This is a genomic window from Arthrobacter sp. sptzw42, from assembly GCF_059089685.1.
Map to the genome: position 1 here is coordinate 1 of NZ_JBNHEX010000023.1, position 16,041 is coordinate 16,041.

The 16,041-nt window shown below is 66.8% G+C and carries 14 protein-coding genes; 11 read left to right on the forward strand and 3 right to left on the reverse strand.

The features are described 5' to 3' along the window. Positions 1–139: 139 nt before the first annotated feature. From clpS to rdgB, 6 genes are all read left to right on the forward strand, one after another. The gene (clpS, locus tag AC5RT4_RS17580; RefSeq protein WP_494040025.1) at positions 140–523 is read left to right on the forward strand and encodes an ATP-dependent Clp protease adapter ClpS; all 384 of its coding nucleotides are present in this window, start codon (positions 140–142) and stop codon (positions 521–523) included. Continuing rightward, positions 516–1,082, forward strand: coding sequence for a DUF2017 domain-containing protein (locus AC5RT4_RS17585; protein WP_494040024.1), 567 nt, complete (start codon positions 516–518; stop codon positions 1,080–1,082). Before clpS ends, AC5RT4_RS17585 begins: the two co-directional genes overlap by 8 nt. A 102-nt stretch (positions 1,083–1,184) precedes the next feature. Beyond that, the gene (gene murI, locus AC5RT4_RS17590; protein WP_494040023.1) at positions 1,185–2,201 is read left to right on the forward strand and encodes a glutamate racemase; all 1,017 of its coding nucleotides are present in this window, start codon (positions 1,185–1,187) and stop codon (positions 2,199–2,201) included. After that, a complete protein-coding gene (locus AC5RT4_RS17595) occupies positions 2,198–2,995 on the forward strand; it encodes an MBL fold metallo-hydrolase (protein WP_494106599.1) in 798 nt (265 codons plus the stop codon). The genes murI and AC5RT4_RS17595 overlap by 4 nt, the downstream gene beginning before the upstream one ends. A 75-nt stretch (positions 2,996–3,070) precedes the next feature. Continuing rightward, the gene (gene rph, locus AC5RT4_RS17600; protein ID WP_494040021.1) at positions 3,071–3,829 is read left to right on the forward strand and encodes a ribonuclease PH; all 759 of its coding nucleotides are present in this window, start codon (positions 3,071–3,073) and stop codon (positions 3,827–3,829) included. Then, positions 3,826–4,482, forward strand: a complete 657-nt coding sequence (rdgB, locus tag AC5RT4_RS17605) for an RdgB/HAM1 family non-canonical purine NTP pyrophosphatase (protein ID WP_494106600.1) — start codon at positions 3,826–3,828, stop codon at positions 4,480–4,482. The genes rph and rdgB overlap by 4 nt, the downstream gene beginning before the upstream one ends. Positions 4,483–4,583: 101 nt before the next feature. Here rdgB and AC5RT4_RS17610 read toward each other — a convergent pair whose 3' ends face one another. Continuing rightward, positions 4,584–5,378 carry a DedA family protein gene (locus AC5RT4_RS17610; protein ID WP_494040152.1) on the reverse strand — a complete coding sequence of 265 codons (795 nt, stop codon included), beginning with the start codon at positions 5,376–5,378 and terminating at the stop codon, positions 4,584–4,586. A gap of 147 nt (positions 5,379–5,525) precedes the next feature. Between AC5RT4_RS17610 and AC5RT4_RS17615 the strand changes: the two genes are divergently transcribed. Continuing rightward, positions 5,526–6,539 (forward strand): 3'-5' exonuclease, encoded by a 1,014-nt coding sequence (locus tag AC5RT4_RS17615; RefSeq protein ID WP_494106601.1) that lies wholly within the window; start codon positions 5,526–5,528, stop codon positions 6,537–6,539. A gap of 32 nt (positions 6,540–6,571) precedes the next feature. On the opposite strand, the gene AC5RT4_RS17620 is transcribed toward AC5RT4_RS17615, so the two are convergent. Continuing rightward, positions 6,572–7,675 carry an ADP-ribosylglycohydrolase family protein gene (locus AC5RT4_RS17620; RefSeq protein WP_494106602.1) on the reverse strand — a complete coding sequence of 368 codons (1,104 nt, stop codon included), beginning with the start codon at positions 7,673–7,675 and terminating at the stop codon, positions 6,572–6,574. Between the two features lie 203 nt (positions 7,676–7,878). Here AC5RT4_RS17620 and AC5RT4_RS17625 point away from each other — a divergent pair, with 203 nt between their 5' ends. From AC5RT4_RS17625 to AC5RT4_RS17635, 3 genes are all read left to right on the forward strand, one after another. Further along, entirely contained in the window at positions 7,879–9,069 is a 1,191-nt protein-coding gene (locus tag AC5RT4_RS17625) for an exonuclease SbcCD subunit D (protein WP_494106603.1), read from the forward strand. After that, complete coding sequence (locus AC5RT4_RS17630; protein ID WP_494106604.1) at positions 9,066–12,137, forward strand: AAA family ATPase; 3,072 nt, start codon at positions 9,066–9,068, stop codon at positions 12,135–12,137. The genes AC5RT4_RS17625 and AC5RT4_RS17630 overlap by 4 nt, the downstream gene beginning before the upstream one ends. 90 nt (positions 12,138–12,227) lie before the next feature. Further along, a complete protein-coding gene (locus AC5RT4_RS17635; RefSeq protein WP_494106605.1) occupies positions 12,228–13,559 on the forward strand; it encodes an MFS transporter in 1,332 nt (443 codons plus the stop codon). Between the two features lie 27 nt (positions 13,560–13,586). On the opposite strand, the gene AC5RT4_RS17640 is transcribed toward AC5RT4_RS17635, so the two are convergent. After that, positions 13,587–14,321: an IclR family transcriptional regulator gene (locus tag AC5RT4_RS17640; RefSeq protein ID WP_494106606.1), complete on the reverse strand. Its 735-nt coding sequence runs from the start codon at positions 14,319–14,321 to the stop codon at positions 13,587–13,589. A 281-nt stretch (positions 14,322–14,602) separates the two neighbouring features. Between AC5RT4_RS17640 and AC5RT4_RS17645 the strand changes: the two genes are divergently transcribed. Beyond that, complete coding sequence (locus tag AC5RT4_RS17645; RefSeq protein ID WP_494106607.1) at positions 14,603–15,934, forward strand: MFS transporter; 1,332 nt, start codon at positions 14,603–14,605, stop codon at positions 15,932–15,934. Positions 15,935–16,041: the final 107 nt, after the last annotated feature.

Genomic DNA, 16,041 nt, shown 5'->3' on the forward strand with positions numbered 1-16,041 from the left:
TTGCTTCGCTTCGCCGCGGGTCCCTCGCCTGCGTGGGCCCACCCGCCGGCTCCCACGTCTTGCTTCGCTTCGCCGCGGGTCCCTCGCCTGCGTGGGCTCATCCGCCGGCGTGGGCGCGTCCTCCCCATAGAATGGACAGATGACCTTAAGCGTTGCGCTCGGCCCTGATACCCAGGAGGGCACCCGGACCGGCACCGCGGAGTCAACAGACTTCCTTGCCGCACCGGACATCCCCTGGAACCTGGTGATCTGGAATGACCCCGTCAATCTGATGAGCTATGTCAGCTACGTGTTCCAAAGCTACTTCGGCTACTCCGAAAGCAAAGCGAACAAGCTCATGATGGAGGTCCACAAAAAGGGGCGTTCCATTGTTGCCTCCGGCAGCAAGGAGCAGGTGGAGCGCCATGCGGTCGCCATGCACGGCTTCGGGCTGTGGGCAACGGTGGAGAAGGCCAGCGGCGGGCCGGGCGGCAATTCGGGAAAGTCCGGCGGGCCGGGCCAGGGCAAGGGGAAACGTGGCTAAGGCATTCAAGTACGGATTCAAAGGCATCACTGGCTATTTGGAGCCGGCCGAACGTGAACTGCTGCGCAGCCTCATCAACGACGTCATCTCCATGCTTCAGCCCGAGGAGCGGAAGGGCCAGGATCCACTGGCTGCCCTGATCGGCCTCGACATGGAGGTTGCGGTCCCCACCGACCGGGCGGTGAAGCGGCTCCTGCCCAACGTGATGAAGGACGACGACGGCGCGTCCCTTGAGTTCCGCCAGCTCACCGAGCGGTCGCTGCGGGAAACAAAGATCGGCGCGCTCCGGGCCGCGGCGCTTGACTTGGATAAAGACGAGATCGTGCTGACCGCTGACGGTGCCCGCCACTGGTCGATGGCCTTGAACGACGTCCGGCTTGTTTTGGCAGAGCGGCTGGACATCCAGGACGAGGAGGACGCCGAGCACGTCCACCTGATGCAGGACTGGTCCCAGGCCGAGGACGTTGAGAGCTACCTGGCCCTGGTCTACAACTTCGCCACCTGGCTGCAGGAGTCACTGGTCCAGGCCATGCTGCAGTCCATGGAAACCCGCCGTTGACCCGCGGGGCGCCCCGGTCCCGGCGCTGTGACAAATTAGACATGAGTCGCAGGCCACAAGATGGTGCCTGACGCTGCAGGGAAGACCTATCCTCGAATAATCATGACAAGAGCCTCGAGCACGGACCCGTCAACTCAAGCCGCAGCGGTGTCCGAAGCCGGTGACCTCCCGGCTGCCGCCGTGGAATCACGGCCCATCGGCGTTTTCGACTCCGGCGTAGGCGGCCTGACGGTGGCGCGGTCCATCATCGACCAGCTTCCCAACGAGTCCATCTTGTATGTGGGGGACACGGCGCACGGCCCCTACGGCCCCCTGCCCATCGCGGAAGTCCGGGCCAACGCCCTGGGCGTGATGGACGAACTGGTGGACTCCGGTGTCAAGCTGCTCACCATAGCCTGCAACTCAGCGTCGGCCGCTGTGCTGCGCGACGCCCGGGAGCGGTACACCGCCAAGTACGGCATTCCCGTCATCGAAGTCATCCAGCCTGCTGTGCGCCGCGCCGTTGCCGCAACACGGAGCGGCAGGGTGGGCGTGATCGGCACCTCAGCCACCGTCGGTTCCCGTGCCTACGAGGACACCTTCGCGGCCGCGCCGGACCTAAACATCACCTCCGTGGCCTGCCCCGAGTTCGTCAGCTACGTGGAGGCCGGCATCACCACCGGCCCGGCCCTGCTGGCCGTCGCGGAGGAATACCTGGCACCGCTCAAGGCTGCCGGCGTGGACACCGTAGTCCTGGGCTGCACCCACTACCCGCTGCTCACCGGCGTCATCTCCTACGTCATGGGAGCGGACGTGACCCTGGTGTCCAGTGCCGAGGAAACCGCCAAGGACGTTTACCGCGCCCTGGCCACCCACAACCTCCAGCGGACCGGCGATATACCTCCGGAACACCACTTTGTGGCAACCGGCGACGCCCATCAGTTCGAGGCCCTGGCCCGCAGGTTCCTGGGGCCCGAAGTGCTCTCGGTCCGGCACGTCGACCATGTGGCCGCGCAGTACCCCACAGGCAGCCTTGCCCGCATCACGCCCGAGATGATCGCTGCGGCCCAAAGCGCCGGAAGCCGACGCCGGATCTCCAACTTCGTGGGCAGTTCCGTCATGGGGGGTTCCGGCCAGTGAAGCTCACCATCGTAGGCTGCACGGGGTCCTTTCCCGGCCCCGGTTCACCGGCGTCGTGCTACCTCCTGACGGCGAACGACGGCGAGCGGACCTGGAAGGTGGTCATGGACCTGGGCAGCGGTGCCCTGGGCGCCATCCAGCGGTACACCGACCTTGAGGATATCGACGCAATCTTCCTCACCCACCTCCATCCGGACCACTGCATGGACCTGTGCGGCCTGCACGTTGCCGTCCGGTGGAAGCCCGGCGGCTGGGACCGCGGCCGGATTCCGGTGTGGGGACCGGCCGCCACGGCAGACCGGATGGCGACCGCCTACGGGCTGGAGCTGGACCCGGGGATGCACGAGGAGTTCGACTTCTCCAACTGGGCCGACCGGGAAGCCGTGACCGTGGGCCCGTTCACCGTGACCCCCTTCGCAGTAAACCACCCCATCGAGGAGTGCTACGCCCTCCGCGTGGAAGTGGTGGAGCCGGACAAGGACGGCAACAACATTTCCCGGACTTTGACCTACTCCGGTGATACGGACTCCTGCGCCGGGCTCGAGGAGGCGGCCAAGGATTCTGACCTTTTCCTCTGCGAAGCCGCCTTTGAGGAAGGCCGGGACGACGGCATCAAGGATGTGCACCTGACCGGCAAACGTGCAGGAGAGGCTGCTGCCGCTGCCGGGGCGAGGCGGCTCCTGCTGACCCATATTCCGGTATGGACGTCACCGAGCACTGTCATGGCCGAGGCCCGCCCGGTGTTCGGCGGCGACGTCGCCGTGGCTGTGGCCGGGGTGCACTACACCATCTAAAGGCTTCCCCGTGCATGCCGTGGCAGGCCGTGGCACCGGACTCCCGCTGCTGCCGGCAGTGGATAAGCTAAAGGCATGACTTCTGAAGCAACTGCAGTGCCCATCGTGCGCGCCGACGGCCGCGCCCCGGACCAGCTCCGGCCCATCAGCATCACCCGCGGATGGTCCAACCAGGCCGAAGGATCGGCCCTGATCGAGTTCGGCAACACCAGGGTCCTGTGCACCGCGTCATTGACGGCCGGAGTGCCGCGCTGGCTCAAGGGGGAGGGCCGCGGCTGGGTCACCGCCGAATACGCCATGCTGCCCCGCGCCACGAACACCCGCTCCGACCGCGAATCGGTCAAGGGCAAAATCGGCGGCCGGACCCACGAGATCTCCCGGCTCATCGGCCGTTCCCTGCGGTCCATCATCGATACCAAGGCCCTGGGCGAGAACACCATCGTGCTGGACTGCGACGTTCTCCAGGCTGATGGCGGAACCCGGACCGCTGCCATCACCGGCGCCTACGTTGCCCTCGCCGACTCCATCAGGTTCGCCCGCGACAACAAACTGATCGCCAGGAACGCCCAGCCCCTTATCGACACCATCGCGGCTGTGTCGGTGGGCATCATCGACGGCGTTCCGATGCTGGACCTGCCCTACGTTGAGGACGTGCGGGCGGAGACCGACATGAACGTGGTGGTCACAGGCTCCGGCAAGTTTGTGGAAGTGCAGGGCACCGCCGAAGGAGCGCCCTTCGACCGCACCGAACTTGACCAGCTCCTGGACCTGGCCCTGCTGGGAACCACCCAGCTCGCCGCCATCCAGCGCGAAACCCTGGCAGACACCCTGTGAGCGCGGTGCCCGCTGCGCCGCGCCTGGTGCTTGCCACCCACAACAAAGGCAAACTCCGCGAGCTGCGCGAACTGCTGCGCGGGCAAGTGCCGGGGCTCGACGTCGATACCCAGGTGGTGGACGCGGCGGCAGCAGGCGCCCCCGACGTCGTCGAAACGGGTGTGACCTTCGCCGAGAATTCGCTGCTGAAAGCGCGCGCTGTCGCCGATGCGACGGGCCTTGTGGCCATCGCCGATGACTCCGGCCTCGCTGTGGACGTAATGGGCGGGGCTCCCGGAATCTTCTCGGCACGGTGGGCCGGCAGGCACGGCGACGACGACGCGAACCTGCGGCTCCTGCTCAACCAGCTCGCCGACGTGCCGGACGCCCACCGGGGTGCTGCCTTTGTCTGCGCCGCTGCCCTTGCTGTTCCCGGTTCGGCCGCCGGCCACGGGCGCGAGGTGGTGGAATACGGCCAGCTTGAGGGTGTCCTGCTGCGTGAACCCCGGGGCGGGGGCGGGTTCGGCTACGACCCGGTGCTGCAGCCGGCAGGGGAGAACCGCAGCTGCGCGGAGTTGCCAGCTGATGAGAAAAACGCGATCAGCCACCGGGGCAAGGCCTTCCGTGCGCTGCTGCCGGCCGTGGTCGACGCGCTCCAAAACGCCAGCCGGTAACCCAAACTGGTTAAACAGCTGTGCTCCCCGCCGGAACGGGGAGCACAGCTGTTTAACCGAAGGGAAAGGCCCGCAGCCGGCAGGGCCGGCGGCGCTGCAGGCTACTCGGAGCGGCTGCCCTGGACATTGCGGGGCGTTTTATGCTCGTTTTCAGGAGCATGCTCTTCGATGAACTCGTCCACCGGGTCCGTGCCGTAAGCCTTCGCCTGGCGTTTCGCCGACAGGCCGCGGAGTACCTCGATGCCGATGGGCAGGACCGACACAAGGACGATGGCGATGAAGATTATGTCCAGGTTGTCGCGGACCCAGGGGATACGGTCGCCCAGCAGGTAACCCAGCAGCGTCACGCCGCCGCCCCAAAGCACTGCGCCAATCACATTGAAGAGGAAGAACTTCTTCTTGTTCATCTGGGCGACCCCGACAATGACGGGAACGAAGGTCCGGATGATGGGAACGAAGCGCGCCAGGATCAGCGCTTTGCCGCCGTGCTTTTCGAAGAAGGCATGGGCGTTTTCAACGTTCTCACGCTTGAAAAGGCGGGAATTGGGCTTATTGAAGATGGCCGGCCCGGCTTTGGAACCAATCAGGTAGCCGGTCTGGTTGCCGATGATGGCGGCCACAATGATCAGCAGCGCGAAAAGCCACACATTGAACTTGATGGTGTCGGTAGCCACCAGCAGGCCTGCGGTGAAGAGCATGGAGTCGCCCGGCAGGAAGAAGCCCACCAGAAGCCCGGTTTCCGCGAAGACGATGCCGCACACAAGCAGGACCACCCAGGGTGCCAGGGCAGGATCAGCCAGGAAGACCTGGGGGTTCAGCCAGTCGGGCAGGAAGGATGCCAGCTGTGGCTGCACCGGTCCCGCACCTCCCAGCATGGACACAGCGAAGTCGTTCATCACAGGAAAGTTCACCTTCCAAGGGTACTTGACGCGCTTCCGGCACCAGCCGCTGGAGGACCCTCCAGGAAGGCCCTGCTGGTGATCTCCATGACAGGGCCGCGAAGCTGACAAGGGAAGGACGGTCTCCGGAGGTAAGGTTGGCGCGTGGGTTTGGACTTTACGGCGATCGACTTCGAGACTGCGAACGGGTTCCGGGGCTCGCCCTGCGCCGTAGGACTGACCAAGGTCCGGGGCGGACGGATCGTTGAGGAAGCCTCGTGGCTGATGCGCCCGCCTGCCAGTTACGACCACTTTGATTACCACAACGTCCGCATCCACGGCATTACGGCTCGTGACGTGGCGGGAATGCCGCGCTTTGGCGAGCTCTTCCCCGAGATCGGCGCCTTCATCGGCGATGACATCCTGGCCGCCCACAATGCAGCCTTCGACCTTGGGGTCATCCGTTCCGGCCTTGAAGTCTCCGGCCTCGCCGGCCCGGGCTACGACTACGTCTGCACCGTGATGCTGTCCCGGCGGTGCTACTCGCTGGTGTCAAACTCGCTGCCGTTCGCGGCCGAGGAAGCCGGCGTGCCGCTGGTCAACCACCACGACGCCGCCGAAGATGCCCGGGCCTGCGCAGGCATCCTGATCGACATCGCCGGCCGCAACGGAGCCAACAGCATCGCTGAGCTCTATCTTTCCCTGGGGCTGGTGATGCCCCGCCAGGAAGCCTTCGACCCCGCACGGGACGGGTTGTCAAAGCCCAGCCTGGCCGCGCTCGCCAGTGCAGCCGGCAGCGGAGCGGCGCTGCTCCGGCCGTTCCAGACGGGCTGGCCGGAGGAGGGGGCGAACCCGGACCCCAATCCCGACGCCCATCCCGGTCATCCGCTCTACGGGCAGACAGTCGTTTTCACCGGACAGCTTTCCATGGGCCGGCCCGAAGCGAAGGTCCGGTCCGCCGAGCTGGGTGCCCGGCCCGAAAGCCGCGTTACCGGCCGCACCACGGTCCTGGTGGTGGGGGACGGTTTCGTGGCTTCGGACCTTCGCTCCGGCAGGCTCACCGGCAAGGCACGGCGCGTACTTGAGCTCCATGACCGCGGCCAGGCCATCGAGGTCCTCTCCGAGGGGGAATTCCTGCAGATGGTGGGCAGCTTCGCGGCAGCGCCGGTCAGCGCCTGAATGCGTGGAAGTCGGCGGAACCGCTGGGAATGTCAGCCTTCGCCGGTGGTGACCTTTACGAGCAGGTCCGCCATGCCACGGATCACTTCCGGCGCCTCCAGGGCCTCCAGCCATTCGGCGGGCAGGCACTCCTCGCCGTAAAAGGCGCCGAGGATGTTCCCGGCCAGCGAGCCGGTGGAGTCGCTGTCGCCGCTGTGGTTCACCGCCAGGGCGATTGCATCGCGGAAGTGCTGCGCCGGGTCCGCGGCCGTTGCGCCGGGGGCCTGCCCGCCGCCGTCGGGGAAGGTGGCAAGGACGGCGTAAAGCGCGACGGCGAATGCCTCCTCCGCCACCCAACCCCCGCCAAGTGCCTGGGCCAGTTCCTCCGGCGGCACGATTCCCTTGCCGGCCAGCCGGAGAGCGCCCTCCAGCCTGTCAGGGAGCTCCGGGGACACGCCCTCGAACCCGGCGGCATGCGCCGCTGCTGCTGCCGCCGCTTCCCGCAGCCCGTCACCGGCGACGAGGTGGTGGATGAGCAGGCTGAAGGTTCCTGCGCTCTGGCGCGCTGACGGGTGGCCGTGCGTCAGGGAGGCGGCGTCGGAACTCAGCTTGTAGACGGCGTCGGCCGTTATGTGCGGGATCAGCCCGAACGGGGCGGACCGCATCACTGTCCCGCAACCCTTCGATTGCGGGTTGACGGGCCGGACCGAGGTGCCCATTTCGCCCGTTGCCAGGCCGGAAATGCACGCCTTGCCCGGATGCCGCCGCTGGTGCAGCACCGGCTGTTCGTCGATCCACCGGGGCTGGGGCACGGGGGCCGATGCCGGAGCTGCTTCCCCCTGCGTTGCAAGCCACCGCAGGTACGCCAGCCACAGGCAGGCGTTAACGTCCGCGCCCACTCCGGAGTTCGCCCACTCCAGAGCCTCCACCAGGCCGTCAACGGTATACAGCGTCATCTGCGTGTCGTCCGAAAAGTGGCTGCTCGCTGCGATGGCATCAAAACCGGTCAGGCCGGAAGCGCCAAAGCGGTCGCGGATCTGATCAATCGAGTCGAACTCCACGGCGTAGCCCAGGGAATCCCCCAGTGCACCACCCAGGAGGCAGCCGTGGATGCGGGACTTCAGGGAGGGCTTGGATGTGTCCGGCTCGATGCTCATGCAGTAAATTTACCGTGGTGCGCCGCGGCTGCCTTCCGCAGCTGCGGGCAGCCGAAAGCGCACCGCAATCCGTCTACCCTAAGGTCCCACCATGTGCCCGCCTGTCCCGGCCCCTCACGACGCACTGCAGCCGGACAAACGCCGGTGATGGTGGCAGCTGCGGTGTGTCCGGAAGTGTCAGTGGCAGCCGATAGCTTAGAAACATGAGGCTACTTCACACATCGGATTGGCATCTGGGCCGGTCCTTCCACGGCGTCGGCATGCTGGATGCTCAGCGCGCCTTTGTTGACCAGCTGGTGGACACCGTCACCCGGAAAGCCGTGGATGTTGTGCTTATCGCCGGGGACGTCTACGACCGCGCCCTTCCGGGGGTGGATGTGGTCCACCTGCTGGACGACGCCCTGGTAAGGCTGACGGCGGCAGGAGCCCAGGTGGTGCTCACCAGCGGCAACCATGACTCAGCCATCAGGCTGGGGTTCGCCTCCCGGTTGCTGGAGCGGGGCGGAGTGCACCTGCGGACCAGGCTGGAGAGCCTGGACCAGCCCCTGCTGCTCCCTGCAGGCGCAACCGCTGGCGGGGGAACCTCTACGGGTGAAGCCGTCGTGGCAATCTACGGCATACCCTGGCTCGAGCCGCGGCTCGTGGCCGAACAGCTCGGCGCCCAGGCTGCCAGCCACTTTGAAGTTACCCGCGCGGCAACGGAACTGATCCGGCAGGACATCGCGCGCCGTTCAGAGTCGGCAACAGTCCACTCTGTGGTCCTCGCCCACACCTTTGCCAGCGGTGGGATCAGCTCGGACAGCGAACGCGATCTCAGCATCGGCGGCGTGGGCGCGGTTCCCCTGGACCTCTTTGACGGCTTCAGCTACACCGCCCTGGGCCACCTTCACGGGCGGCAGGCTCTTTCTCCCCAGGTCAGGTATTCGGGATCGCCGCTGGCCTACTCCTTCTCCGAGGCCTCCCATCGAAAAGGCGCCTGGCTGGTAGACATGGGGCCGGAAGGGCTGGCCGGTGTTGAGGAAGTCCTGTGGGATGCCCCGCGGACCCTGGCCGTACTGCGCGGCTCCCTGGCTGACCTGCTCGAGTCGCCCGAACACGCGTGGGCTGAAAGCGCCTACTGCCAGATCACCCTGACAGATGCGCAACGTCCCGCCCGTGCCATGGACCGCCTTCGTTCGCGCTTCCCGGACACTCTGGTGCTGGGGTTTGATCCCGAGGGCGGAGCTCCCGCCTCCGCAACAACCTACAGCAGCAGGCTTGCCGAAGCGCCCGATGACCTTGCCGTGTGCTGCGGTTTCCTCGAGCACGTCCGCGGCCGCACCCCGGACGAGGCAGAGAAAGCCGCGCTCGCAGGAGTACTGGAAAACGTACGCCTCCAGGAGGCCTCCCGATGAGGATCCACCACCTCAGTATTTCGGCATTCGGCCCCTTTGCCGGCACCGAGGACATCGATTTCGACGCGCTCAGCGCCCATGGCCTTTTCCTGCTCAACGGCCCCACCGGTGCGGGCAAAACAAGTGTGCTGGACGCCATCTGTTACGCCTTGTACGGTTCGGTACCGGGAGCGCGCCAGGACGGCAAACGCCTGCGCAGCGACCACGCCGAGCCGGGCCACGAACCGGCCGTCAGCTGTGAGTTCTCCGCGCAGGGCCGTCGGTACGAGGTCACGCGTTCGCCCGCCTGGGAGAAGCCCAGCGCCAGGGGCAGGAACGGGTTCACCACGCAGCAGGCAAAGACCCTCCTGCGGGAGCGCGTGGACGGGGCGTGGATTGAAAAGTCAGCCCGCAATGACGAGGCAGGCGCGGAGATACTCGCCCTGCTGGGAATGGACCGTGAACAATTTACCCGCGTGGTGATGCTGCCCCAGGGGGACTTCGCAGCCTTCCTGCGGTCAAAGGCCCCAGACCGGCTCGAGCTGCTGCAGAAACTCTTTGGCACCCAGCGGTTCGAAGCAGTTGAGCAGGAGCTGTCCCGCCAGGCGCAGGCAGCGAAAGAAGATGTCTCGGTCCTGTCCGGCCAGCTTGAGCTGTTGGCGGCCCGGGCAGAGTCGGAAGCGGCAACCCTGCACCTGGCAGACGAAGGCCCGGCCCCTGACAACAGTGCTGCACGGCTCGCCTGGCTGGAGGAGGCTGCGGCCGAACGCGTGCGCGAATCGACGCACCAGGCCAAGGCTGCGGACTCGGTCAGCCGCGAGCGTGACAACTGCGTTGAAGCGGAGACCGCCCGCCGGGACCGGCACCGCAGGCTGGCCGAAGCAACCACACGGCAGGCCGGCGTGCAGGAAGCGCTGCCGAGGCTGGAAGAGGTAATTAGCCGGCTTGGCCGGCACCGCCAGGCGGAGGTACTGGCCGGACAGCTGCGCAATGTCGACGCCGGTGCCGTCAAGGTCAGGCGCGCCGCCGCCGCACTGGAATCGGCATCTACTTTGCTTCGCCTCGCCGCCGAGGAAGACCCCGAACTTGCCCAGCTGGACTTCGGCTCCCCGGCAGCCGAGGGGCCGGATCTGGCCGAGCCGGACACATTCCCCGGCGCCGCGGACGAACTGAACCGGATCCGGTCCCTGCTCGCGGTGGTGGAAGCGAGAATTCCAGACGAGGACCGTCTTAAAGCGCTCCGCTCCAGGCACAAGCAGCTGATGGCCAAACAGGAGGACCTCACTGGGGCTGCTGCCGCACTGGCCGGCCGGGTGGAGAGCCTCCTCAGTGAACGGTCATGCCTCACCGACAGCCTGGGGCCCTTGGAGGTGTGTGCGGGAGCGGCGGCCCTGCGTGCGAAGGAAGCAACGGCGGCCGAGGAACTGCTCGACGTCGTCCGGCAGTACGCTGCGGCAGCGTCCTCCCGGAACGCGGCGGTCCTTGCACACGATGCTGCCCGGGAGGACCAGCTTGAGACCAAACGGCGCTGGCTTGACGTCAGGGAACAGCGGCTGGCGAACGCCGCCTCCGAACTCGCGGCCAAGCTGGTGGAGGGGGAACAGTGCCCGGTGTGCGGAAGCCCTCACCACCCCATGCCGGCGCCAGTTGATGGCGGCGGCTCCCGGCTTGCCCAGGATGAGGAAGCAGCCCACCAGCTGTATGAAGCCGCTGAAGCCGCGTACGCCTCAGCCGGCCACAGGCTGGCAGAGGCAAACCAGCTGGTAGCCGTCCTCGCCGGCCAAGGCGGGGAAACTCCCCGGGAAGAGGCAGCGGGCACAGCCGAAGAAGCGCGACGGGCTGCTGCGGACTCCGAACAGGCGGTCGGGGAGCTGGCCGCGGCCCGGTTGCGGCTTGAAGCGCTCGAAGCGGGCATTGCAGCTGCCCAGGCCTCGCGTGCGGGCACCGAGGCAGAATTGGCCCAGATCGCGTCTTCACTACAGGACACGGCTGAACAGTCGTCGCTGCTCGATGAGGCATTGGCCGGGCTGAGGGCAGGCCACCGCAGCCTTGCCCACCGGTTGCGTGCCCTGGAAAACGCCGCCGGTATGCTCGGTAAAGCCGTCGACGCCCAGGCCGGGCTAAACAGCGCCAAGGCCCAGGCCGCTGAGGCGCTGGAACAGTTGGAGCAGGCGTTGCCGGACGCCGGCTTTGCCACCGCCGACGAGGCCCGGGAACATCTGCTGGCCGGCAGTGAAGCTGCTGCCCTGGAGGCCGAGATGCGCTCTGCGCAGGATGAAGCAGCAAGGGTGGCGGAACTGTTCGCATCAGAGGACGTTGTGCTCGCCCTCGAGGAAGCTGCTGCCGGATGTGTACCGGACGAGCAGCAACTCGCCGTTTTGGAGGCCGGGGCCGCAGCTGCGCGCAAGGAAGCACGTGACGCGGACCTGGCAGCCGGGCTGGCGGGCCGCTGCCTTGAGTCCCTCGGCTCCATCCGTGCCGACTACGAGGAGCTGTCCGGCTCCGCGCGGGAACCGGCGGAGCGGGCACGCATGCTCACCGCCCTGGCCGATGCGGCAGCCGGCCGGGGGGACAACACGTACCGGATGAGCCTGAACAGCTACGTGCTGGCGGCGCGGCTGGAGCAGGTTGCCCTGGCGGCCTCTGAACGGCTCGTTGCCATGAGCGACGGCCGCTACCTGCTGCAGCACACCGACGCGAAGGCGGCGCGCGGTGCAAAGTCCGGACTCGGCCTTGAAGTGGTGGATCAGTGGACCGGGCACCGCCGCGACACCTCCACCTTGTCCGGCGGTGAATCATTTATGGCGTCACTCTCCCTGGCACTCGGGCTCGCAGACGTCGTCCAGCAGGAGGCGGGCGGGGTCGAAATCGAAACGCTTTTTGTTGATGAGGGGTTCGGCAGCCTGGATGAACAATCCCTGGAACAGGTGATGGATGCACTGGAGGGCCTGCGTGACGGGGGCAGGGTAGTGGGGCTTGTCAGCCATGTCGGGGAGATGAAGCAGCGCATCGGAACGCAGCTGCAGGTGTTGAAGACCAGGAACGGATCCACCCTGCGGATAGCAGACGCCCTCGACGTCCCGGCCTAAGGAGGCTGGGAGGGGCGGATATACTTGAACCGTTACCGGGTTCGGCGCATCGGGAGGAGGGACGATGCGCATGATTGAACGAGCCCGGAAATGACATCATCCAGTTCCCTCTCACCCGCCCCGGCTTCGGCGCCGCCTTCGGTTCCCGTGCCGGAATCTGCATCTGCCGCCCAGAGCCCGCCTCAGCCTGCTCCCGGCGGCCGTTTCGCCCGGCTTCCCCAACTTGCCGGCCGCGGCTTCATTCCCCTGGGTCTACTGGCCCGCCTGCCATTGGCCATGCTTACAGTGGGCACCCTGACCCTGGTCACCTCCAGCAGCGGTTCCTATGCGCTTGGCGGTACTGCGGCAGGTGCGGTGGGCGTCGGTTCGGCCCTCGGGGCTCCGGTCCTGGGCTCCCTTGCGGACAGGCGGGGCCAACGTCCCGTACTGCTGTGGGCAGCCGTCCTCAATACAGCCGCCGTGGTGCTGCTGATCCTGGCAGCCTCTGCCATGGGAACGTCGGGAAGTTTCCCGGCCGCCGTCCTCGCCGCCTCGTTCCTCTCAGGGGCAAGCTGCCCGCAGGTAGGCCCGCTGGCCCGGGTCCGGTGGATGGCGCTGACGTCACGGGGCAGGGCGCCGGATAACAGGCGGGACCTGGACACGGCGCTCTCGTACGAGAGCACGGCCGACGAAGTAACTTTTGTGCTGGGACCGGCGCTCGTGGGAATCCTTGCCAGCCTCGTGGCACCCTGGCTGCCGCTCGCGCTGGCAGCCGCCCTGACCATCACGCTGGTTCCCGCGTTTGCTGCCCACCACACGCACGCAACGGTGCCGGCTCGCCGTGCAGTTCCGGCAGCGGAACGCCGTGCGAAAGGCAGGATGCCTGCCGCTGTTGCCTTGCCAGTGGTTGCGATGGTGTGCATGGGCACGTTCTTCGGCTCAACCCAGGCAGCGCTGAGCCCGTTCGCGGCCAGCCATGCCACCTCGGAGATTGCCGGGTTGCTGTATGCAGCGATGGGGCTCAGCTCCGCCGCCTCTGCCCTTTCAGTGGCCTATTGGCCACAGCGGTTCAGTCCCTCCTGGCGATGGGTGGTGTCCGCGGCGCTGATGGCCGGACTCGCCGTGCTCCTGCTGGCGCCGTCGTCGCTGGGTGCAATGGTGGCGGTGCTGCTTATCCTGGGTATCCCGGTGGGCCCGGTCATGGTTACCGTCTTCGCGGTCGGAGGGGTGCTGGCCCCTGAGGGACGCCTGGGAACGGTGATGACCGCGTTGGCCAGCGGTATTGTGGCCGGCACCGCCATTGGCTCATCACTGGGCGGCCGGCTGGCGCAGGACCACGGCTACGGTGCTGCCTTCCTGGTTCCTGCCTGTGCGGCAACGGCGCTCGCACTCCTGGGAGCCGGGGCCGCCGTCGTACTTCACCGCAGGAGCGCGCACCGCTGACCAAGGCATCGCATACCGACGCACTTCTCAGGCCAGCTGCCGTTCGATCCTGGCGGCGCTCTCCACCAGCGCCGCACCCACTACCGAAGGGTCGTGGGCAGAGCGGATGTAGACGACGGCGAGTGCTGCCGGGCGCCCTGCCGGGACGCGGATGGGCGCGGCCAGGGAGGAGACTCCGGCAATGACCTCGTCATGGCTCGCGGAGTATCCGGTCCGCCGGGCATCGGCAGCTTCCGGCCGGTAGGGGACGCCCGTCTCCAGCCGGTCCCATTCAGCTTCCGTAAGCGCCGACTGGATGGCAATCCCGGGCGCCCCGGCATTGATGGGGTGCCGGGTGCCGGGATGCTGGGCGACGGTCGCGCCCGAATGCCGCGGCTCCACGGTGACCAGCGTGATGCAGTCGTGGTGGTCCCACAATGCCACGAACGCCGTCATGTCCAAGGTGTTGGCGAGGTGCGTCAGTTCGGGAAGCGCAGCCCCCTGGAGGTTCCGGGAAACGCTTCGGGCCAGCACGGCAAGTCCTGGCCCGGGCTGGACCCGTCCGCCGTCGTCGCGCACCAGGAGCGAGTGGTCCTCGAGCGTTCGCAGGATGCGGTAGGCCACGGAACGGTGCACTCCCATGGCATCGGCGAGTTCGGCGATGCTCATCGGGCCCGGCGCCGCCGCAAGGATCTCGAGGGCCCGGATGCCGCGCGAAAGCGTCTGGGAAGGCGAAGCCTGCGCTGGCGCTGCTCCGGCAGTGACTGCGGCGGTGGGGGTCATGGTGTCCATCCTAGGTCGCTCTGGTACCGCTGCGGCGGCTCTTACCGGCGGCAGGACCTCTGGCCTCATCCGCATAACGAATTGCCGGTTCAAATATAGAACCAGCGAACAAGGCGGTCCAACTGACCTGTGGCACGAAGCCCCGGACGCAACCAACCTTAATTGTGCTGATGCGTGTCGCACCTCACACTTTCGTAGTACTCTTTCAACTAACTGACCGTTCTGTCGGTAATCCTGAAGGCGTCCCGGCAGCCCGCTGCCAATAAAACAATGGAGTTTCAATGACCACACCTTCCAAGGTGGATACGCTCGCCGGTCCCAGCACCCGGCGGGAGGAGCGTAAAGTCCTTGCCGGCACCCTGGTCGGCACCACCATCGAGTGGTACGACTTCTTCATCTTCGCCCAATTGACCGCAACGCTGCTGTCACCCCTGTTCCTGGCGCCCCTGAACGCGTCGAACCCCGGCCTGGCGCAAATCCTCTCCTTTGCCCTGATCGGCATCAGCTTCCTCTTCCGCCCCCTGGGCGCAGTAGTGGCCGGCCACCTCGGCGACCGCCTGGGCCGCAAGGCCATGCTCGTCTTCACCCTGGTGATGATGGGCGCGGCCACCGCCCTGATCGGCATGCTGCCCACCTACGCACAGATAGGCGCCTGGGCACCCATCCTCCTGATCACCCTGCGCATCATTCAGGGCTTCTCGGCCGGAGGCGAATGGGGCGGCGCGGCGCTGATGGCCGTGGAGCACGCGCCCCTGAACAAACGCGGCCTGTTTGGCGCCTACCCGCAAATCGGTGTGCCCATCGGCATGATCCTGGCTACCGGCCTCCTGTTCTTCCTGAACAGCAACATGTCCCGGGAGGACTTTGCGGCCTGGGGCTGGCGGGTTCCGTTCCTGCTCTCCATCGTCCTTATCGTGGTGGGCTACCTGATCCGCCGCGCGGTTGCTGAAAGCCCGGTCTTCCAGGAAATGGCGGCCCGGAAGCAGGAAAGCAAGGCACCACTGGGGGTCCTGGTCCGCAACCACAAGAGGCCGGTCCTGTACTCCACCCTGATTTTCATCGGTAACAACGCAGCCGGCTACCTGCTGATCGCCTTCTTCATCGCGTACGCCACCAGGACGCTGCAGATGCCCACGCCCCAGGTGCTGCTGGCCACCACCCTGGCATCGTTCGGCTGGCTGATCTTCACGCTGGCCGGCGGTTGGCTCTCGGACCGCATCGGCCGGGTCAAGACCTTCCTCGCCGGTTACGCGATCATCTTCGCCTGGATGATTCCCATGTTCGCCCTCATCGACACCAGGAACATCTGGCTCTACGGCATAGCGCTGTTTGTCCTCACCATCGGCCTCGGCCTGTCGTACGGGCCCATGTCCGCCATGTACGCCGAGATGTTCCCGGCCAACGTCCGGTACTCCGGCATCTCCATCGGCTACGCGTTCGGGGCCATCCTCGGCGGCGCCTTCGCCGCCACCATCGCCGAAACCCTGCTGCAGACCACCAAGTGGGCCGGGTCCATCGGTATCTACATCATGGTCCTCTGCGTCATCTCGGCCATCGGTGTGCTGCTGGCCAAGGAGACCAAGGGCCGTCCGCTGGGCGTCAGCCACCACTGACCCCAACCGTCCCCCTGGCCTCGCTACGCTCGGCGGGGGAACCCTGCCGGGGTGGGCCCACTCACTGTTCCAGGCGACGGCGGGCCCGGACCAACCGGTCCGGGCCC

Excerpts from the sequence above, each read along its gene's own strand:
- AC5RT4_RS17640 (WP_494106606.1), bottom strand. The coding sequence starts at position 14,321 with ATGACCCCCACCGCCGCAGTCACTGCCGGAGCAGCGCCAGCGCAGGCT.
- AC5RT4_RS17645 (WP_494106607.1), top strand. The coding sequence starts at position 14,603 with ATGACCACACCTTCCAAGGTGGATACGCTCGCCGGTCCCAGCACCCGG.
- AC5RT4_RS17620 (WP_494106602.1), bottom strand. The coding sequence starts at position 7,675 with ATGAGCATCGAGCCGGACACATCCAAGCCCTCCCTGAAGTCCCGCATC.
- AC5RT4_RS17625 (WP_494106603.1), top strand. The coding sequence starts at position 7,879 with ATGAGGCTACTTCACACATCGGATTGGCATCTGGGCCGGTCCTTCCAC.
- clpS (WP_494040025.1), top strand. The coding sequence starts at position 140 with ATGACCTTAAGCGTTGCGCTCGGCCCTGATACCCAGGAGGGCACCCGG.
- AC5RT4_RS17635 (WP_494106605.1), top strand. The coding sequence starts at position 12,228 with ATGACATCATCCAGTTCCCTCTCACCCGCCCCGGCTTCGGCGCCGCCT.
- rph (WP_494040021.1), top strand. The coding sequence starts at position 3,071 with ATGACTTCTGAAGCAACTGCAGTGCCCATCGTGCGCGCCGACGGCCGC.
- murI (WP_494040023.1), top strand. The coding sequence starts at position 1,185 with ATGACAAGAGCCTCGAGCACGGACCCGTCAACTCAAGCCGCAGCGGTG.
- AC5RT4_RS17610 (WP_494040152.1), bottom strand. The coding sequence starts at position 5,378 with ATGAACGACTTCGCTGTGTCCATGCTGGGAGGTGCGGGACCGGTGCAG.
- AC5RT4_RS17630 (WP_494106604.1), top strand. The coding sequence starts at position 9,066 with ATGAGGATCCACCACCTCAGTATTTCGGCATTCGGCCCCTTTGCCGGC.